Source organism: Flavobacterium sp. FlaQc-47, from assembly GCF_044006475.1.
GTDB lineage: Bacteria > Bacteroidota > Bacteroidia > Flavobacteriales > Flavobacteriaceae > Flavobacterium.
On sequence record NZ_JBIPCQ010000004.1, the window covers coordinates 578,415 to 597,367 of the forward strand.

An 18,953-nucleotide genomic window follows, 5' to 3' on the forward strand; every position below is an offset into this window, starting at 1 on the left:
TTATTCTTCAGTTAACAATTTTATCAAACTTTCATCTCTTTTATAGACATCTTTATAAAAATTCAAATTTCCATCGCGATCTACCCAGGCGGTAAAATAGCCAATGTAAACCGGAATTTTCTTTTTAAGCGTATACCAGCTTTCTTTACCTGCATTCATGGCTTTATCAATTCTTGCCGGTGTCATACTTGGATCTTGTTTTAAAATTTCAATGGCCAAATCCCTTGGTTTTCCTACACGAACGCAACCGTGACTAAATGCTCTGTTTTCTCTTTCGAATAAACTTTTTGCCGGCGTATCATGCAAATAAATATTGTTTGAATTTGGAAACAAAAATTTTACCAAACCAAGCGAATTATTTCTCCCCGGCAATTGACGAACAGCGCCGTTATTCCATTCCAGATTTTTCTGAGCCAGATAATTTTTATTCTTCGCCATTCCGGGTTTTATCTCACTTTTTATAATACTTGGAGGAACATTCCAATACGGGCTGAAAACAATATTATTCATCATTCCGCTAAAGACCACTGTTTTAGTCATTGCTTTACCCACCACAACCGGAGATACAAAAGCAATATCATGATTGCGAATCAAATACAATCTAAATTCAGGAATATTAACCTCAATATATTCTTTTCCTTTCTCAAGTTCAGGATCAATCCATCGGCAACGTTCCATATTGGCAATAATTGTTTTGATTCTGTCCGAAACCGGAATATTCAATTCTGCAATATGTTCTGGTAAAATGATATTTTTTGGTGTTAAACCGTGATGTAATTCGTAGCTTTTAATGGCTTTAATCAAAGTTGAATCACAAATATTACTTTTCGAATTTTCTTTAAGATCTCCGGTAATAAAAAGTCTTTCTCTAATTTGTCCTATTGCAGGAACAGAATCACCTTTTTTTAGGCTTTTAAAATCCTCGCCAACTTCAATTGTTTTCCATCCTCCCTTTTTCTCAATTTCTCTATATTGATGAAGCGCATCGCGAAGCTTGTAATACTGGCTGAACATTTTACTCTTTTTATCATCACTAATCGTAGATTTTTTATAAATCGAATCTGAAAAAACCTGGTAATTCACTTTTTTTCGAGGTAAAAGCCATTCTAATGATCTCGTTGTTTTTTCGTCAACACCGGAAACTTTCTGAACATAATAAAAATACAAATTGCTAATCATCAAATCTGTATCTGATTGTGAAAGCTTGTTTTCGGCTGTATGTTCAAAAATAGGATTGATCTTTTCGTTATAAGCAAAATTAGCTTTCAAACCTTCCTGATCTAGTCCTTTGTATTTATTAAAAAGTGTATTACCATATTCTACCACTCCTTTATTATCCAGCCATAATTGAGTAGAATTGTTTTTTTTGTATAATGCCAAAACCTCATTTTGAAATTTGACCAATTTAGGATATGCCTGGTAAAAAGTTGCAATTTTTGAGCTGTCAATATTGATTTTGAGCTCTGGTATCACTTTTTCTGCAGTCTTTGAATCTTCTTTTTTTCCGGACTTCTTATTACAAGAAACAGCGCTTAAAAGAATAACAAAAGCAACAAGCGGATACAAAATTTTCATAATATTTTTTTTAATAAAAATAGAAAAGTTTTAATGAAAACAAAGCATTTATACAATAATTAATATTGACTTTACAATCTTAAAAAGCAGTAACATTTATAGCAGCTTATTGCTTAATAAAATGCATAAAAAAACTCCGGGCACATTACATACCCGGAGCTTCCACTTTATAAATCAACCTTTATTTTTAAATTACTGTTCCTTTCAGAGTAAGGATTTGCGGAGCTGTTTCCGCACTTGTTGTTACAGTAACTGTTTTTGTAAAACCACCTTTATTTGCCGCATTGTAAGTTGCTGTTACTTTAGCTGATTTCCCAGGCAAAATTGGCTCTTTTGTATAATCTGTTGCAGTACAACCACAAGAACCCTGAACGTTTGTGATTACAACTGCTGTTTTTCCAGTATTTTTAAATTCGTAAACAATTGCTTTAGGTGTTCCTTGCGGAATTTGCCCAACATCAATAGTTTGTGCTTTCCATACAATTGTTGAAGCTGCTATTTCAGCTGTTTTTGTTTCAGACGTAATTGCTTTTATTGGCGCAATTGCTGAAAAAGACATTAAGCTTAAAGCTAAAGCTAACATCGAAATTTTAATAATTTTCATAGTTATTATATTTAATGGTTTATAGTTCTAATTTATTTTTCAAAGATAATTCAGACAAAACCGAATCGCTGTTAACCGCTTTCAAATCTTTGTTAATGACTTGTTAATCGGCGTTTTTAAATCTAAATTTGATTAATATTACACCCTAAAACATCATTTCTTGAAAATAAACAAACTCAATAGTATTATCCTTCTGGGACTTGTGGCCATAATTAGCATTTTGGTGGCGCAATTGCTTTGGACAAAAGAGGCTTTTACTTTGGAACAAAAAAAACTGAGCCAGAAAGCAAATATTGCTTTACTGGAAGTCGCCCGAAAATTATACGAAGGAAAAGATCACGAATCATCGTGCCAGAATCCTGTTCAAAAAATTTCAAACGACTATTATATTGTAAACATTCAAAATGCTTTTGAACCTGATGTTTTAGAATTCTATCTGAGATCAGAGTTTAAAAAAATGAATATTACAACTGATTTTGAATATGCGGTTTACAATTGCCAAAGTGATGAAATGGTTTATGGAAAATATATTTCGTTTTCTGAAAAAGAAAAAGCAAAAAAAACAGTTTCCTTCCCTAAACATAAAAACTTAGTGTATTATTTTGCGATTCGTTTCCCAAATGAGACTACTTACTTATTTAGTTCAATGCGATTTTGGTTCATCCTTTCTATTGCTTTGATTTTAATTTTACTGATTTATGTGTATTCGATTTTTACGCTTTTGCAGCAGAAGAAATATTCTGAATTACAAAGGGATTTCATCAATAATATGACGCATGAATTCAAAACGCCTCTATCCTCCATATTAATTGCCTCAAAATATTTAATTGAGCAGAATCCGATTAAGGACGACAAAAAATTACATACTTACACAGATATTATTATCAACCAAAGTAATAAACTTAACAATCACATAGAGAAGATCTTAAACATTGCCAAATCAGATTATACTCCGTTGGAATTAAAAAAAGAAACAGTTTTAATTGTTCCGATTATTGAAGAAACGATTGAAAATATTCAGTTGAAACATCCAGAAGCTTCCATCAAAATAGAAACAGTATCAAATGAATATCACTTAGAAACTGATGTTTTTCATTTTTCTAATCTGGTCTATAATTTACTGGATAATGCTATTAAATATTGCAATGAGAAACCTGAAATTAAGATTGGAATTTTAGTTGAAAATGCTACTTTAAAACTGACTTTTACAGATAACGGAATTGGAATTTCAGGCAAAAATATTTCTTTTATCTTTGATAAGTTTTACCGTGCCCAAAACGAAAAAAGTAATGAAGTAAATGGTTTTGGACTGGGTTTGTATTATGTTAAAGAAATTTGCAATTTGCACAACTGGAAAATAAAAGCAGAAAACAACACAACAAACGGCATTAAGATAACTTTGTCAATTCCTTATAAAAAATGAAACAATTCAAGATACTTTATACTGAAGACGATGAAACATTAGCGTTTTTGACCAAAGACAATTTGGAACAAAACAATTATGAAGTGGTACATTGCTGCGACGGAAAACTGGGTTTGGAAACCTTTAAAAAAGAAAATTTTGACATTTGTATCTTTGATATTATGATGCCAAAAATGGATGGTTTTGAATTGGCTACCGAAATTAGAAAAGCAAATACTGATATTCCTATTATATTCCTTTCGGCTAAAACTTTAAAAGAAGACAGAATTAAAGGTTTGCGTCTGGGCGCCGATGATTATCTGGTTAAGCCTTTTAGTATTGAAGAATTACTATTGAAAATTGAAATTTTCCTGAAGCGTTCCCAGAAAAATATTCCGGTAGAAAAATCAGTTTATGAAATTGGGAAATATCAATTTGATACGAACAATTTTATCCTTTTTAATGAAAACGAAAAAATCAGTCTGACACAACGAGAAGCCGAATTATTGAAATTATTTCTTGATAATAAGAATTCGGTTTTAAAAAGAGAACAAATTTTGACTTCACTCTGGGGAACCGATGATTATTTTATGGGAAGAAGCCTTGATGTTTTTATTTCGCGTTTGCGTAAAATCTTAAGTAATGAAAAAGGTATTTCTATAGAAAACCTGCACGGAATTGGTTTTCGATTTACCATGTAAATTATATTTTTAAATCTCCCCGGACTATATTATTAAATAAGTTTATTTATTTTTTAAAACAAATAAAGGAAAATCTGTAAGATTAATTATTGTTAAATTTCGTATTTTAGTATCTAAATTTCCAAATATGAAAATACATCATTTACGCAACGCCACTTTAGTTATTGAAACTGAAACCGATGTTATATTGGTTGATCCCATGTTAGGAAAAAGAAAAACGATTCCGCCTTTTACTATTTTCAGATACAAACCTAAAAGAAATCCACTTGTAGCTTTGCCAAAAAACAGCCGTGATATTTTAAGCAGAGTCACAATTTGTCTGATCACGCATTTGCATCCTGATCATATTGATAAAGCCGGCGAAGTTTTTTTAAGACGCAAAAGCATTCCTGTAGTTTGCAGCACAAAAGATCAAAAAGCATTAGTAAAACGAGGATTAAATATTATTCAGAGTTTGAATTATTGGGAACCGCAAGAATTTTTAGGCGGTAAAATAATTGGTATTCCTGCCATTCATGGTTATGGGTTTATTGCCCGATTAATGGGAAACGTGATGGGATTTCATATTGAATTGCCCAATCAAAAGTCAGTTTACATAAGTTCTGATACGATTTTTACAGAACATGTTCAAAAAGTTTTAATTGAATGGAAACCTGACATTGCAACTGTAGCCTGCGGAACTGCCAGATTAGATATTGGTCAGCCTTTATTAATGAGGATGAATGATATTTTGAAATTTACAGCTTTGGCACCGGGAAGAGTTTTTGCCAATCATTTAGAGGCTTTAAATCATTGCCCAACAACAAGAGCCGAATTACGATCAGCATTTTCTGAAAATAATCTTTTGGATAAAGTTGATATTCCAAGTGATGGAACTAATGTAGAATATTGATTTACAAAACCAGTAATCCAAATTCGCGTAAAGTATTGATGGGTTTTGAATACCAAAACAATTCAAAATCATCTAAACTCGTTTCAAAATCGGCTTTTACTTCCTGAAAAGTATAATTTTTCGCATTTGAGATTGTGATTTTGGTTAAAATTTCAACCAGCCATTCCCCTTCATTTTTATTGGTCTGAATATTGAAACTTTCTTTTTTATCATGAAAAGTAAAAGTCATCATTTCCCATGAATTTCCTTTTTTAGATTTTGTAAAATGCTCAACAAAAGGTTTTCCTCCTAACCAGACTACTTTTGCATTTGGTTTTGTATTGAAATCATTTCCTTCTTCAAGTGCATTAAAAATAAAGTCCGGATCAATTTTTGTCTTCGGAATTTTAAAATCGAACCAATCCTGCAATTCATAATCAAAACAGATTCCGTGCATGAAATTAAAAAGGGATTTCTTTAATCCAAAGCTAAACTTATCGTGATTGATTCCTGTAGAATCTGTATAATCAATATCATTGTTGGCAAAAGTTCCAATGGCTTCCGTTTTTTTTGTAACTCCAAATTTCTCCGGATACAATCCAACGGGACTGTGAGCTGTCATGGCAAATTGATGCCAAAATCCGGATTGTAAAATCCCGGCTTCAAACAATTGACGTACCATTTCAAGACTATCAACGGTTTCCTGAATCGTTTGTGTTGGATAACCGTACATTAAATAGGCATGAACCATGATTCCTGCTTCAGTAAAATTTCGGGTCACTTTTGCAACTTGTTCTACTGTTACGCCTTTGTCAATTAATTTTAATAATCGGTCTGAAGCTACTTCTAAACCACCGGAAACGGCGATACAACCAGAAGCTTTTAGCAATAAACATAAATCTTTTGAGAAGCTTTTTTCAAACCGAATGTTTGTCCACCAGGTTACGGCTAATTTTCGACGTAAAATTTCCAAAGCCAAAGCACGCATCAAAGCCGGAGGAGCTGCTTCATCAACAAAATGAAAACCATTTTGACCTGTTTGCAGCATCATATCTTCCATTCGATCACACAGCAAATTTGCCGCAACAGGTTCATAAACCTTTATATAATCTAAAGAAATATCACAAAAAGTACATTTTCCCCAATAACAACCATGTGCCATTGTGAGTTTATTCCAGCGCCCGTCGCTCCACATTCTGTGCATTGGATTCACAATTTCGATAACAGAAATGTATTTATCCAAAGACAAATCAGAATAATCCGGAGTTCCTACATAAGCCTGTTTATAATCGTGTTTTAGTGAATTGTTTTTATAGACCACTTTTCCGTGTTCAAGTAAAAAAGTTCTTTTGTAACGCTTCTCGACTTCGCTCGAAGTGACAGTATTTGGATTTTCGAGATTGAAAATTAATTCTTCAATTGGCACTTCACCATCATCTAAAGTGATAAAATCGAAAAACTCAAAAACACGCGCATCAGAAAGGGAACGTAATTCGGTATTGGGAAAACCACCTCCCATTGAAATTTTAATCTCAGGATGATTTTGTTTAATCCATTGTGCACATCTAAAAGCGCTATATAAATTCCCAGGAAAGGGAACCGAAATTAAAAAGAAAGTAGGTTGTACGGCTTCAACTTTAGTTTTTAAAATCGAAATTAAAATTGCATCGATATAAGTCGGTTTTTGCTGTAAAGCTTCGTACAACTCATCAAATGAATTTGCGCTTCGGCCTAAACGTTCTGCATATCGGCTAAAGCCAAAATTTTCATCTACACATTCTACAATATAATCAGATATATCCTCAAGATATAAAGTCGCTAAATGTTTTGCCTTGTCTTGCGTTCCCATCGTTCCAAAAGCCCAATCGAGTTCTTCTAGCTGTGCAAAACGAGACGCTTCGGGCAGAAAATCTTCCTGACAAATTTGCAATGCTAATGTTGGGTTTTTTCCCTGTAAAAACTGAATTACAGCATCAATCGTTTTGATGTATTCATCCTGTAAAGCAAAAATACGTTTGGAATTATCTGATGTTTCAAAATTTGAAACTTCAAACCTGAAACGGGAAACCTGAAACAAATCTATCAAACCCTTTTTCGAAAACAATTCTAAAATCACATCAATACCCAAATCAGCCTGAACCGATTCGATATTTTTGGTATTCAAAAATCCTTTTATATACGCTGTTGCCGGATACGGTGTATTCAGTTGGGTAAAAGGTGGCGTAACGACAAAAAGTTTGGTTTTCAAGGCGACTTTATTTTTTTGCAAAAATACGGGATATTTAGAGACTTTTCAGGAAAAGATTTTATTGTGAGGTGTTTTGGAGTTTGGGATTTAAAAATATTAATTTTCACTAAGGTTTATTTCGTTTGTACCAAAACCCAGTTGAAGATTTCTTCTAAAGCAACTGGAGAAATTGTCTGCTCAATTGTTTCATATTCCTGAACAGAACCTGTTTTACATTCCTGAAATAAATGATTTAAACCGGGAAGTTCTTTGATTGTTACATTTTTATTCCCTGCCCTGATCAAAGCTTTTTTGATCGCTTCTAAATTAACCGTTGAAGCAACTTGCAAATCCTTACTTCCGTTAAGTGCTAAAACAGGACATTTTACTTTTGCTAAAGCTGTCGCCGGATCAATTCTTAAAAAATTGTACCACCAGACATTTGTAATTTGTTCTATAAATAATTTTGAAGTTTTATCATCAAATTTTGACTGGGCGTAGTTACTTAAATTATCTTTCAACTTTTCATCATTTCCAGCAGAAGCCACGATAATGTCATAGGCACCTTTAAAAATTTCCTGACCTTTTTGAATGTCATTTTCAGGAACTCCAAATTGCCTTTCGAGCATTTCTTTTTGTACTAATAACAATTTATCGCCACGAACACCCGGCGCAGCTAATAAAACTATAAAATCAATATCTTTTGAATTTCCTGCAATAATTGGAGCTATTATTCCTCCCTCACTATGACCTAATAATCCAATTTTGTCTTTATTAATTTCATTTCTGTTTTTCAAATAATCAACGGCAGCCTGAACATCTCTCGAAAAATCAATCGTTGTTGCTTTTGTAAAATCACCAGTAGATTCGCCTGCTCCACGATCATCAAAACGTAAAACGGCAATTCCTTTTTTTGTCAAATAATCAGACAAAACTAAAAATGGTTTATGTCTTAATACTTCTTCGTCTCTATTTTGTTTACCGCTTCCTGTAATTAAAATTACAGCTGGAAAATTACCGTCTTTTTTAGGTAAGGACAAAGTTCCTGCTAAAGTTACATGATCTGTTTTATTTTCAAATTTCACTTCCTCGGTATAATAAGGAAAAGGTTTTTGCGGTTCTTGTGGTCTTGCATATACTTTTTTAAGAACGATTTCTTTTGATAAATTCAATTCTATAGATTGTCCTCCCTGCTTAAAAGTACCTACAATAATATTGTCCTTATTTAATGTTCCCTGATAAGAAATTTGCGCACTTGGTATTTCTAATTTTAAGATTGAATTCTCAAAAGTCGTTTTTTCTAAAGGTATTCCCATCGCTTTCTGGTCTGGACTATCCATTGTTGAACTGTATCCATTTTCTGTTTTAGAAACATTAAACACCACTCTTAATTGAGCGTCCTGAATTTTTAAAACACCATTCCATTTTCCTGAAATTTCTTGTCCTGTCATTATAAAAAATCTTAAACCTGTTATTATAATAAGTATTGTTTTTTTCATTTTCAATTGGCGATATTTATAAAAGGTTTTCTTTTTTTTCTAAGTTCCTAAATTTAAAAAAGGAATAAATTACGGGCAGAAATGCGATTATAATACCAATGGTAATAAAGCCTTTGAAAAAAGTAAAATCAGGAAAAATTAATCCGCCTAAAATGATGATAAATCCGCCAACAAACCAAAGCTTACCTGCAAATAGGTGCGTTGCTTTCCAGATCTGACGGCTTTCTAATGTCCACGGAGTTCGAATTCCAATAAAATAATTGGGCTGAATCACTTTCAAATAATTACCCAGAACCATTAATAAAATTCCAGCTAAAACATAAACTAAATTAGGACTTGAGAAACTTTGATTTTTTATAAGATAAATAAAAAACACAGCAACTGTAGACTTGAACAGGATCATGAAAAACTTCAGCTGGTAAAATTTTCTTCCCATAAGATAAATTCTCATTTTAGGATCAAATTTTATGGCAGCAAGAGTAACGATATACATTAAACCGGGCAGCATAACAACCAAAACAATTAAGAGCCACTTACTTCCCCAATGTTCAATTTGTCCATTAAGATTCCAATGTATCGGAATTCTTTCAGGAAGACTCGTCCATATTATCGCCAAATACAAAAAAGGTATCAAAACAATTCCAAGTATTGGAAGTTCTTTTTTCAATTCTAAATTCATTTTTATTTTTTAAAGGTTAGTATCCATTGCAAAACATCTTCCATTATGGTGGTATTGATGGAGTAAATGATGAATTGCCCGTTTTTTTCAGATGAAATTAAATCAGCGCGCTTCAAAATATCTAAATGATGTGAAATACTAGGTTTCGAAATATTAAAAGCATCCGCAATTTCTCCAGCCGACAAATCCTTCTCTTTTAAAAGCTCCAGAATTTCACGTCGGGTTGCATCATTTAATGCTTTAAAAATATCATTCATCATTTATATATTTAGACAAATATCTAAATACTTTTTTAATTGACAAAAAAAAGCCGCAATTTTTTTAAATCACGGCTTCTTTTTATCTGCAAAATAGTTTTAAAACTTATGTTCTTCTTTACTAATCACCAAAAATGCAAACAAAGAGATGCATGCCGCAATGGTTAAATACAAGCCTACATAACTTACACTATAAGTTGAGGCTAACCAAATTGCAATCATTGGCGCAAATGCCGCACCAAGAATTCCTGCCATGTTAAAAGTTAAGGATGCACCGGAATAACGAACATTTGTTGGAAACAACTCTGATAAAAAAGTTCCTAAAGGTCCATAAGTGAATCCCATTAAAGCCATACCGATACAGGCAAAAGTGGTCACCAAAACAATGTTTCCGGAACTTAAAAAATAAGAAAAGAAAAACCCGAAAATCCCGATAGCCACCGTAGCAATAATAAGCATTTTACGCCTTCCGATGTTATCTGCCACTACAGCCGAAACCGGAATAAAAATAGCAAAGAACAATACCGAAAATAATTGTATTAATAATCCGTCTCTTTTCACAATCCCTAAATCTGAAGTCGCCCAACTTAATGTAAAAACAGTCATTAAGTAAAAAACCAAAAAAGTTGTAATAGCGGCAAACGTTCCAAAGATTAGTTGGTTTTTATACGATTTGACAAGCGTTAAAAAAGGAATTTTAACTTCTTCGTGCTCTTTTTTAGAATTTTCAAAAGAGGGAGTTTCAGTAATTTTTGTTCGAATGTAAAAACCTACTATTACCAAAAGTGAACTGGCAATAAACGGAATTCTCCATCCGTAATCCATAAAATCTGCATTGCTCATTGAATCTGTTAAAAATAAAAAAGTTCCACCGGAAAGTAATAATCCTATTGGAGCTCCTAATTGCGGAAACATCCCGTACCATGCTCGTTTATTTGGCGGTGCATTTTCTATAGCCAATAAAACAGCTCCTCCCCATTCGCCTCCTAAACCTACACCTTGTCCAAATCGGCATAACATTAATAATAACGGAGCTGCAACGCCAATACTGGCATAACTTGGTAAAAAACCAATGCAAACAGTAGAAATCCCCATCGTTAATAAAGCGGCAACCAGAGTAAATTTACGTCCGATTTTGTCTCCATAATGTCCAAAAAATGCAGAACCTAAAGGGCGGGATAAAAAAGCTATTGAAAAAGTAGCCAAAGATTCCAGAGTCGCCATGGTCGAATTAGAACCGGGAAAAAATAATTGCGGAAAAACCAATACGGCTGCATTGGCATAAATATAAAAATCAAAAAATTCAATTGTAGTTCCAATTAAGGAACCAAAAAGAACATGTTTTAATGAGTTCTTCTTTTTTGGGTTAGCTTCCATGTAAATAGATATATCTTTTTTAATTACAAAAATATAATTTCGTTATTAATAATTCATCTTTATTATAAATACTTTCAAAATAACAATCTTTTTTAACAACTAACACTCATTCTGTACTTTCTAAAACATTGAATAATGCAAACAGTAAAAACCTGATTACGGGAACTTTAAAATAAAAATGAAAAATGAAATCATAAGCAATCGTTAAAACCGTTTTTAACTGCATATTTTCATTAAATTTACAGCTGTCAAAAATAAATATAAAATTATGCCAACCGACTGTATCAGCTATCAAACTTCAGGATATTTTTCTCAGTTAATGCAAGATTATTTAGATCAAAAATCAGAATTAAAACCGCTGTACAATCATTTTCCAACATTGGAAAACTTTGAAAAACAAATCATTGAGAAAGCGAAAAATTTTGATAATGCAAACCGAATTCCTTTGGTTAATACATTAAAAAAGCAATATCAACATATCGAAATTTCAGATGCTACCAATCAAAACATTGAGCTTTTAGCACTTGCAAACACTTTTACCGTTACAACCGGACATCAATTAAATTTGTTTAGTGGTCCCTTATACTTTTTATATAAAATTATTTCGACGATTAATCTTACCAAGGAATTAAAGCTAAAATATCCCACAAATAATTTTGTTCCCATTTACTGGATGGCGACGGAAGACCATGATTTTGAAGAAATTAATTATTTTAATTTTAAAGGAAAAAAATTCAGATGGAATAAAGAAAGTACTGGTCCGGTAGGAAGACTTTCTACAGAAGGATTAGCTGAATTTCTGGAAATATATGCTGCAGAATTAGGATCCAGTACAAATGCCAGCTTTATAAAAAAGCTTTTTGAAGATGCCTATTTAAAACATGAAAACTTAGCCGATGCCACTCGCTTTTTAGCCAATAGTTTATTCGCTCAATACGGTTTAGTGATTTTAGATGCTGATGATGCGAATTTAAAACGCGCTTTTATTCCCTATATTAAAGAAGAATTAGAACAACAGACTTCTTTCAAAACAGTTCAGGAAACGATAGAACAACTTAAAGAATATACGGTTCAGGTAAATCCGCGTGAAATTAATTTATTTTATATTGAAGATGATTTACGCGAACGAATTATTTTCGAGAGTGACAGATACGATGTTAACAATACCAAAATCTCATTTTCGAAAGAAGAAATTTTAAAATTATTAGAGAATAATCCGGAAAATTTTAGTCCAAACGTGATTATGCGTCCTTTATACCAGGAAATTATTTTACCTAATTTATGCTACATTGGCGGAGGCGGGGAAATTGCGTACTGGCTGGAATTGAAATCATTCTTTGATGCTGTAAATATTACTTTCCCAATGCTTTTAGTTCGTAACTCAGTACTTTTAGCAACTGAAAAGCAAGGTAAAAAAGCTGATAATTTAGGCTTAAGCTGGTCAGATCTTTTCACAAAATCTGCCCGGTTAATTAATGTTATTACTCATAAATTATCACCATTTCCGATTGATTTAAGTCCGCAAAAAGAAATTTTGGAAAAACAATTTGAATATCTTTACGAATTAGCACAGCAAACGGACAAATCATTTAGCGGAGCTGTAAAAGCGCAGGAAGTAAAGCAAAAGAAAGGCTTAGACAATCTTGAAAAAAGATTATTAAAAGCTCAAAAACGAAAATTAGATTCTGAATTACAACGTGTTACTGATTTACAATTTGAGTTGTTTCCAAATCAGAGTTTGCAGGAACGCCATACAAATTTTTCGGAATTTTATCTTGAAAAAGGCGAACAGTTAATTCCGCTTTTAATTCAAAAACTGAAACCTTTAGAAACTAATTTTAATATAATTATGATATAAAAAAAGTTTGCCACGAATTACACAAATTTCCACGAATGTAAATGCTCAAAGGAAAAGCAATATGCTTTTCTTTAAAATTAGTGCAAATTCGCACAATTAGTGGCAAACAAACAATAAAGTAATAATCCTCAGAAACAAATAACCACTTCTTCTGAAATTATTGCCTCTCTAAACCAAATAGTAACTTTTAAAACAAAAATTAACCTATTTACCAAAATTATGACCAGAGAGCGCTTGATTTCGTTGGATGTCTTTAGAGGACTCACTATTTTATTGATGACAATTGTAAACAATCCCGGAGATTGGGGCAATGTTTACCCGCCTTTATTACACGCCGAATGGCATGGCTGCACACTAACCGATTTGGTTTTTCCTTTTTTTATTTTTATCATGGGAGTTGCTGTTCCTTTAGCAATGCCGGATAAAATCTACGACAAAAATACTTTTAATAAAATTTTAGTTCGTTCCTTACGCATGTTGTGTTTGGGAATATTTTTTAATTATTTCAGTAAAATACAATTATTCGGACTTGACGGGATTCCGCTTCTTATTGGCAGATTAATTATTACTGTAGCCGTTGGTTATGCTTTAATGGGCAGTTTCAGTTCAAAAGTCAAAAATATACTGGCATTTTCAATTTTGATTATCTATCTCTTTTTAGCTTACAGCGGCATTGAAGCATATCACGACGTACGTTTACCGGGAGTTTTACAACGTATTGCAATTGTTTATTTTTTAGTTTCACTTCTGTATTTAAAAACATCACAAAAAACACAAATCATAACCGGTATCGTTTTACTATTAGGTTATTGGGCGATAATGACTTTGATTCCGGTTCCGGGCATTGGCGAAGCAAATCTGGAAAAGGGCACAAATTTAGCCGCCTGGGTTGATAGTGTTTTCCTTAAAGGACACATGTATCGTGGAACAGTTACCTGGGATCCGGAAGGAATTCTAAGTACTATTCCCTCAATTGTAAATGGAATTATTGGCTTGTTAATCGGACAAATATTGCAACGTGAAATTACCAAAACTCAAAAAGCAACTAAAATTGCGATTGCTGGTATAATACTAATAATCGCAGGTTTAGTGTGGAATATTGTTTTCCCCATCAACAAGTCAATCTGGACAAGCAGTTATGTTTTATACACAACAGGATTAGCGGCAACATTTTTATCCATATTATATTATATAATTGACATTGCCGATTATAAAAAGGGATTCAAACCATTTTTAATTTGGGGTGTAAACCCAATGATTGTATTTTTTACTTCTCAAATCATTCCCCAGGCTTTGGTCATGATACAATTTAAAAACCCGCATAATCCTGAAGAACAAATTAATCTTTTAACTTATTTATACACTTTCGGTATTGCACCTTTTTTCAGTAATCCAATGGCAGCCTCTTTAGCGGGTGCATTGATTTATGTTGGAATATGGACATTTATATTATGGGTCTTTTACAAGAATAAATTGATTTTCAAAGTTTAGAAGTTTTTACCATAATGTAATATTCTACCATATAAGTAATATAAGATGTTATAAGTAGAAGGACGCACAAATTGCGTCCTTCTACTTATAATTTAAACCTATAAAACTTTTTCTAAATAAACTTATATAACTTATATGGTGAAAATATATTTTTTACCTTTCTTCACTAAAACATCAATCTACATCGTTTTAATTACGAATTAATTAAAATCAATTCATAAAAAATGTATACTTTTGCACAAAATTAAAAATAAGCAATAAAATGGCAACAAATAGAACGTTTACAATGATTAAGCCAGATGCAGTTCAAAACGGACACATCGGAAATATCTTAGCAATGATTACTAATGGAGGATTTAAAATCGTTTCATTAAAATTAACTCAATTAACTGTAGCTGATGCTAAAGCATTTTACGCAGTTCACGCAGAAAGACCTTTCTACGGAGAATTAGTTGAATTCATGTCTCGCGGACCAATTGTTGCTGCAATTTTAGAAAAAGACAACGCAGTAGAAGATTTCAGAACTTTAATTGGAGCTACAAATCCTGCTGAAGCTGCTGAAGGAACTATTCGTAAAGCATATGCTACTTCTATTGGAGAAAATGCAGTTCACGGTTCTGACAGCGACGAAAATGCTGCTATCGAAGGTGCATTCCATTTTGCCGGAAGAGAGCAGTTTTAATATTATTTAAAGTCTCAGTGACAGTTTTCAGTCACAGAAATGCATAAAAAATCCTGTTTGTTTTACAAACAGGATTTTTTTTATGAATTTTTCAAAAATTCGGAAATATTATCATGCCCTTTTATTTCCCCTAAATCAGTCAAATTTTCTTTTAAAACCAATTTTAAATTATTAAAATTACTTAGGTAATAACTACAAACACAAACAACTCTTTTTCCTTTTTCAAGAATAAAAAGAGACTCAGAAACACCAAGTCTTCCACTTTCGAATAAAACTATAAAACCATCTAATTGGCTAAAGCTATAAACTATAGATTTACCTAATCCATAATAACGCTTAACTATTATATTGTTTTTTTTAATTATTACTTTATGAACTCTGGTTCTCACTAAAGCAAACCAAAAATAAGCAATAAAAATAAATACTACTAAAGGCAAAGCCACACTTTCTTTTGGAGAAATACTATAAATATAAATAGCCAGAAATGGAAAAATACTTAAAATCGCAACTAACAAAATTGGCAGAAATTTAAATCTGGATTTCAATGTAATCATGATTGTTTTGTTAAACACTTAAGCAACATTATCTCAAAACCACATCAGTAACCACTTCACGCCTCAACTCTTCATTAATCATTTTGACAATTTTAGACTTTCCGTGACTTAATTCCTCTCTTAAAACTGCCGATGTCAATTCTACATACAACGTACTGCCTTTTAATACAACGTTTTTAGTATACGTATTCACACCATTCCCCATCAATTGTCTCCAGGCATCCTTTACATCAATTTGATCCATTCCTGCACCCAACTTATTCACCTGGATAATCTGTTGCAAAACAGCCCCAATCGTACTTTGATTATTTAGTCTTTTTGCCATCTTTTAATAAATTTATTGGTCCTGCCTTTTTATAATGATATTCTTTATTCTCTTGGTTTTTCACCACCAGTTTATCTTCTGAAATCGAAATCAATTCCTCACTCCACTTTGCATAATCCGTTTTATAATCCAGAAAAACCTGATCGCCTTTAAACCGAACCGAAACATTTTCAAAAGAATCACTTGTTAAAAAAGTTCCGTCAAATTGAGGCATAACTTTTTTTCTGATTCCTTTATTATTTTTAATATCAAAATAATCAAAACTCTCATTCATTCCGTAATCTTTGTCTTCGCCCTTATCAAAAACTACTTTTTCAATTTCCCAATAGCCATTTAATTTCGTAATATCTGCCGGTTTAATTTCCTGTTTACAACTCACAAATAAGAGCGATAAAACCAAAATCATAAAAGTATTTTTCATAAGTAATAATATTTATCAGGAGCTAATCCTGCTGTCCGCTATATCTTTTACTTGCTAAAGAAGCAAGTAAAAGGATACCGCTACCATCAGGGCTACGACTCCGGTTTTCACAAGAAAATTTTCAGATTACAAAGTTAACTTTATAAAATTCAAAAGAAATAAAAACTGCGTAAAACAAAAATAAGATTCACATCAAGTTATAAACATTGTTAAAAAACAATCTAATTTGATGTAATCTTTTTTTGAAGAGTATCTAGTAACCTATCGTTTTGTACGCAATCTTTTCAGGATTCCCATAAAAAAGAAAGCCAATCCCAAAACTAATAAAACAAAGTAAAAAGGTAAACTTTGATCTTTTATTACATTTGCCAATACAAAACAGATTACGCTTCCGAAATAAAAAGTAAGAGGCGTTATATTTTTTAAAGAAGAAAAATCCATTAAAAATTATCTTAGAATATTATTTAAAAAAACTATCTACAAATTCGTATTTATTAAACACTTGCAAATCCTCAATTCCTTCACCAACTCCAATATACTTTACAGGAATCTGAAACTGGTCAGAAATACCAATTACAACACCACCTTTTGCAGTTCCGTCAAGTTTAGTTACAGCAAGAGAAGTTACCTCAGTTGCAGCAGTAAATTGTTTGGCTTGTTCAAATGCATTTTGTCCGGTAGAACCATCTAAAACCAAAAGTACATCGTGTGGTGCATCAGTTACAACTTTTTGCATTACGCGTTTTACCTTAGTAAGCTCGTTCATTAAATTAACTTTGTTATGCAAACGTCCGGCAGTATCAATAATAACAACATCGGCATTTTGAGCTACGGCTGATTGTAAAGTATCAAAAGCAACAGAAGCCGGATCACTCCCCATATTTTGTCTTACAATTGGAACTCCTACGCGATCAGCCCAAACTTGTAATTGATCGATAGCAGCAGCACGAAAAGTATCTGCAGCGCCTAAAACTACATTATAACCCGCTTTTTTAAACTGATAAGCCAGCTTACCTATTGTTGTTGTTTTACCAACTCCATTAACACCAACAACCATTAAAACATATGGTTTTTTGTCTTTTGGAATATCGAATTCGGTTGCTTCGCCAGTATTGGTTTCAGACAATAAAGCGCCAATTTCTTCCCGTAGAATTTGATTTAATTCTTCTGTTCCCAAGTATTTGTCTTCGGCAACACGTTTCTCGATTCTTGTGATTATTTTCAACGTTGTATTTACACCAACATCTGAAGCTACAAGAATTTCTTCCAGATCATCCAGAACATCGTCATCGACTTTAGATTTTCCGGCAACGGCTTTGCTTAACTTTGAAAAAAAAGTGGTTTTTGATTTTTCAAGACCTTTGTCTAAAGTCTCTTTTTTATCAGTAGAGAATAATTTTTTAAAAAAACTCATTTTTATAGGTTGTTAGTTTTTTAGATTATACGATTATTTGACAATCTAAATAATCCTAATGTTTAAAGAAGACCAACTGTTTTAATCCAGCCCCGATAGTATCGATATCCTTTGCTTTCCTTCTTTAGGAAAGTAAAGATATAGAGGATAGCGGGAATTATTGCTTAAAAAAAAGCCAATTGTTGTGCTTCAATAAAATTTTAGACAAATATAAAAAATAAAAAAGCTACTTCCGAATGAAAGTAGCTTTTCTATATGATGTGTTTGTTATTATTTCTTTTTCAAGAAAGTATCAACTTCTTCAGGAGCCATAATAGATTCTACGAATGTATATGCACCAGTTTTAGGAGATTTCACCATTTTAATGGCTTTTGATAATCTCTTAGAAGATGTTTGTAACGATGCTACGGTTTTCTTTGCCATGATTTAAATGTTATCGAAATTTAATAGATCTTAAAATATTACTAATAGTACCAATATTATTTAGTATTACCGCATTATCCTTAGACTAAAAAAATTCTAAGTTATTACTTAATTTCTTTATGAACAGTTACACGTTTCAAGATTGGATTAAATTTTTTAATCTCTAATCTGTCCGGAGTATTTTTTTTGTTCTTAGTTGTAATGTATCTTGAAGTACCTGAAACACCAGAAGTCTTGTGCTCAGTACATTCTAAAATTACCTGGATTCTATTACCTTTCTTTGCCATCTTGCTATATATTTATTTAGGAAAAGATTATTTGATAAATCCTTCTGACTGAGCTTTTTTCAAAACCGCAGTGATTCCATTTTTATTAATTGTTTTTATCGTAGATGCTGCTACTCTAAGAGTAATCCATCTATCTTCTTCTGGAAGATAAAAACGCTTTTTAACTAAGTTTACAGAAAATTTTCTCTTAGTTTTGTTCATAGCGTGAGAAACGTTATTTCCTACCATCGCTCTTTTACCTGTAAGGTCACAAACTCTTGACATTATACTTATCTTTTATCGTTATTCAAAATCAGGGTGCAAAGA

General features: G+C 32.3%; 20 protein-coding genes. 6 read left to right on the forward strand and 14 right to left on the reverse strand.

The window, feature by feature from the left end; translation table 11 throughout:
* Both ACHRVX_RS15740 and ACHRVX_RS15745 read right to left on the reverse strand, forming a co-directional pair.
* Complete coding sequence (locus ACHRVX_RS15740; RefSeq protein WP_395333862.1) at positions 1 to 1,575, reverse strand: murein L,D-transpeptidase; 1,575 nt, start codon at positions 1,573 to 1,575, stop codon at positions 1 to 3.
* 187 nt (positions 1,576 to 1,762) lie between these two features.
* Entirely contained in the window at positions 1,763 to 2,179 is a 417-nt protein-coding gene (locus tag ACHRVX_RS15745; RefSeq protein WP_395333864.1) for a DUF1573 domain-containing protein, read from the reverse strand.
* 160 nt (positions 2,180 to 2,339) lie between these two features.
* Between ACHRVX_RS15745 and ACHRVX_RS15750 the strand changes: the two genes are divergently transcribed.
* The 3 genes from ACHRVX_RS15750 (at position 2,340) to ACHRVX_RS15760 (ending at position 5,174) form a co-directional block, all read left to right on the forward strand.
* Positions 2,340 to 3,602, forward strand: a complete 1,263-nt coding sequence (locus tag ACHRVX_RS15750; RefSeq protein WP_395333866.1) for a sensor histidine kinase — start codon at positions 2,340 to 2,342, stop codon at positions 3,600 to 3,602.
* Positions 3,599 to 4,282 carry a response regulator transcription factor gene (locus ACHRVX_RS15755; RefSeq protein ID WP_395333868.1) on the forward strand — a complete coding sequence of 228 codons (684 nt, stop codon included), beginning with the start codon at positions 3,599 to 3,601 and terminating at the stop codon, positions 4,280 to 4,282. Before ACHRVX_RS15750 ends, ACHRVX_RS15755 begins: the two co-directional genes overlap by 4 nt.
* A gap of 127 nt (positions 4,283 to 4,409) precedes the next feature.
* Entirely contained in the window at positions 4,410 to 5,174 is a 765-nt protein-coding gene (locus ACHRVX_RS15760; RefSeq protein ID WP_395333870.1) for an MBL fold metallo-hydrolase, read from the forward strand.
* 1 nt (position 5,175) lies between these two features.
* On the opposite strand, the gene ACHRVX_RS15765 is transcribed toward ACHRVX_RS15760, so the two are convergent.
* The 5 genes from ACHRVX_RS15765 to ACHRVX_RS15785 all read right to left on the reverse strand — a co-directional run bounded on the left by ACHRVX_RS15765 (position 5,176) and on the right by ACHRVX_RS15785 (position 11,192).
* A complete protein-coding gene (locus tag ACHRVX_RS15765; RefSeq protein WP_395333872.1) occupies positions 5,176 to 7,401 on the reverse strand; it encodes a B12-binding domain-containing radical SAM protein in 2,226 nt (741 codons plus the stop codon).
* Between the two features lie 113 nt (positions 7,402 to 7,514).
* A complete protein-coding gene (locus tag ACHRVX_RS15770; RefSeq protein WP_395333874.1) occupies positions 7,515 to 8,879 on the reverse strand; it encodes an alpha/beta hydrolase family protein in 1,365 nt (454 codons plus the stop codon).
* A gap of 16 nt (positions 8,880 to 8,895) precedes the next feature.
* Positions 8,896 to 9,558, reverse strand: coding sequence for an SdpI family protein (locus ACHRVX_RS15775; protein WP_395333876.1), 663 nt, complete (start codon positions 9,556 to 9,558; stop codon positions 8,896 to 8,898).
* A gap of 2 nt (positions 9,559 to 9,560) precedes the next feature.
* Entirely contained in the window at positions 9,561 to 9,815 is a 255-nt protein-coding gene (locus tag ACHRVX_RS15780) for an autorepressor SdpR family transcription factor (protein ID WP_395333878.1), read from the reverse strand.
* Positions 9,816 to 9,914: 99 nt separating this feature from the next.
* Positions 9,915 to 11,192, reverse strand: coding sequence for an MFS transporter (locus ACHRVX_RS15785; RefSeq protein WP_395333880.1), 1,278 nt, complete (start codon positions 11,190 to 11,192; stop codon positions 9,915 to 9,917).
* Between the two features lie 268 nt (positions 11,193 to 11,460).
* Here ACHRVX_RS15785 and bshC point away from each other — a divergent pair, with 268 nt between their 5' ends.
* The 3 genes from bshC (at position 11,461) to ACHRVX_RS15800 (ending at position 15,223) form a co-directional block, all read left to right on the forward strand.
* Positions 11,461 to 13,050 carry a bacillithiol biosynthesis cysteine-adding enzyme BshC gene (bshC, locus tag ACHRVX_RS15790; protein WP_395333882.1) on the forward strand — a complete coding sequence of 530 codons (1,590 nt, stop codon included), beginning with the start codon at positions 11,461 to 11,463 and terminating at the stop codon, positions 13,048 to 13,050.
* 219 nt (positions 13,051 to 13,269) lie between these two features.
* Positions 13,270 to 14,541, forward strand: coding sequence for an acyltransferase family protein (locus tag ACHRVX_RS15795; protein WP_395333884.1), 1,272 nt, complete (start codon positions 13,270 to 13,272; stop codon positions 14,539 to 14,541).
* Positions 14,542 to 14,803: 262 nt separating this feature from the next.
* Entirely contained in the window at positions 14,804 to 15,223 is a 420-nt protein-coding gene (locus ACHRVX_RS15800; RefSeq protein WP_055095565.1) for a nucleoside-diphosphate kinase, read from the forward strand.
* An 80-nt stretch (positions 15,224 to 15,303) separates the two neighbouring features.
* Here the strand turns inward: ACHRVX_RS15800 and ACHRVX_RS15805 are convergent, their stop codons facing one another.
* The 7 genes from ACHRVX_RS15805 to rpmB form a co-directional block, all read right to left on the reverse strand.
* The gene (locus ACHRVX_RS15805) at positions 15,304 to 15,738 is read right to left on the reverse strand and encodes a hypothetical protein (RefSeq protein WP_395333886.1); all 435 of its coding nucleotides are present in this window, start codon (positions 15,736 to 15,738) and stop codon (positions 15,304 to 15,306) included.
* A 67-nt stretch (positions 15,739 to 15,805) separates the two neighbouring features.
* The gene (locus tag ACHRVX_RS15810) at positions 15,806 to 16,102 is read right to left on the reverse strand and encodes a DUF721 domain-containing protein (protein WP_213305316.1); all 297 of its coding nucleotides are present in this window, start codon (positions 16,100 to 16,102) and stop codon (positions 15,806 to 15,808) included.
* A complete protein-coding gene (locus ACHRVX_RS15815; RefSeq protein WP_395333889.1) occupies positions 16,083 to 16,523 on the reverse strand; it encodes a hypothetical protein in 441 nt (146 codons plus the stop codon). Before ACHRVX_RS15815 ends, ACHRVX_RS15810 begins: the two co-directional genes overlap by 20 nt.
* A 460-nt stretch (positions 16,524 to 16,983) precedes the next feature.
* Positions 16,984 to 17,937, reverse strand: coding sequence for a signal recognition particle-docking protein FtsY (gene ftsY / locus ACHRVX_RS15820; protein ID WP_213305322.1), 954 nt, complete (start codon positions 17,935 to 17,937; stop codon positions 16,984 to 16,986).
* 270 nt (positions 17,938 to 18,207) lie between these two features.
* Positions 18,208 to 18,360: a DUF4295 domain-containing protein gene (locus ACHRVX_RS15825; RefSeq protein ID WP_007805819.1), complete on the reverse strand. Its 153-nt coding sequence runs from the start codon at positions 18,358 to 18,360 to the stop codon at positions 18,208 to 18,210.
* Between the two features lie 104 nt (positions 18,361 to 18,464).
* A complete protein-coding gene (rpmG, locus tag ACHRVX_RS15830) occupies positions 18,465 to 18,647 on the reverse strand; it encodes a 50S ribosomal protein L33 (RefSeq protein ID WP_047778459.1) in 183 nt (60 codons plus the stop codon).
* 27 nt (positions 18,648 to 18,674) lie between these two features.
* On the reverse strand, positions 18,675 to 18,911 hold the full coding sequence (gene rpmB / locus ACHRVX_RS15835; RefSeq protein WP_008468080.1) for a 50S ribosomal protein L28: 237 nt from the start codon (positions 18,909 to 18,911) through the stop codon (positions 18,675 to 18,677).
* Positions 18,912 to 18,953 lie beyond the last annotated feature (42 nt).

Bases quoted from the DNA above. Each gene is read 5' to 3' on its own strand.
- ACHRVX_RS15785 (WP_395333880.1), bottom strand. From the start codon at position 11,192: ATGGAAGCTAACCCAAAAAAGAAGAACTCATTAAAACATGTTCTTTTT.
- ACHRVX_RS15795 (WP_395333884.1), top strand. From the start codon at position 13,270: ATGACCAGAGAGCGCTTGATTTCGTTGGATGTCTTTAGAGGACTCACT.
- ACHRVX_RS15770 (WP_395333874.1), bottom strand. From the start codon at position 8,879: ATGAAAAAAACAATACTTATTATAATAACAGGTTTAAGATTTTTTATA.
- ACHRVX_RS15825 (WP_007805819.1), bottom strand. From the start codon at position 18,360: ATGGCAAAGAAAACCGTAGCATCGTTACAAACATCTTCTAAGAGATTA.
- rpmB (WP_008468080.1), bottom strand. From the start codon at position 18,911: ATGTCAAGAGTTTGTGACCTTACAGGTAAAAGAGCGATGGTAGGAAAT.
- ftsY (WP_213305322.1), bottom strand. From the start codon at position 17,937: ATGAGTTTTTTTAAAAAATTATTCTCTACTGATAAAAAAGAGACTTTA.
- ACHRVX_RS15810 (WP_213305316.1), bottom strand. From the start codon at position 16,102: ATGGCAAAAAGACTAAATAATCAAAGTACGATTGGGGCTGTTTTGCAA.
- ACHRVX_RS15780 (WP_395333878.1), bottom strand. From the start codon at position 9,815: ATGAATGATATTTTTAAAGCATTAAATGATGCAACCCGACGTGAAATT.
- ACHRVX_RS15755 (WP_395333868.1), top strand. From the start codon at position 3,599: ATGAAACAATTCAAGATACTTTATACTGAAGACGATGAAACATTAGCG.
- ACHRVX_RS15740 (WP_395333862.1), bottom strand. From the start codon at position 1,575: ATGAAAATTTTGTATCCGCTTGTTGCTTTTGTTATTCTTTTAAGCGCT.
- ACHRVX_RS15760 (WP_395333870.1), top strand. From the start codon at position 4,410: ATGAAAATACATCATTTACGCAACGCCACTTTAGTTATTGAAACTGAA.
- ACHRVX_RS15800 (WP_055095565.1), top strand. From the start codon at position 14,804: ATGGCAACAAATAGAACGTTTACAATGATTAAGCCAGATGCAGTTCAA.
- ACHRVX_RS15815 (WP_395333889.1), bottom strand. From the start codon at position 16,523: ATGAAAAATACTTTTATGATTTTGGTTTTATCGCTCTTATTTGTGAGT.
- bshC (WP_395333882.1), top strand. From the start codon at position 11,461: ATGCCAACCGACTGTATCAGCTATCAAACTTCAGGATATTTTTCTCAG.
- rpmG (WP_047778459.1), bottom strand. From the start codon at position 18,647: ATGGCAAAGAAAGGTAATAGAATCCAGGTAATTTTAGAATGTACTGAG.
- ACHRVX_RS15775 (WP_395333876.1), bottom strand. From the start codon at position 9,558: ATGAATTTAGAATTGAAAAAAGAACTTCCAATACTTGGAATTGTTTTG.
- ACHRVX_RS15745 (WP_395333864.1), bottom strand. From the start codon at position 2,179: ATGAAAATTATTAAAATTTCGATGTTAGCTTTAGCTTTAAGCTTAATG.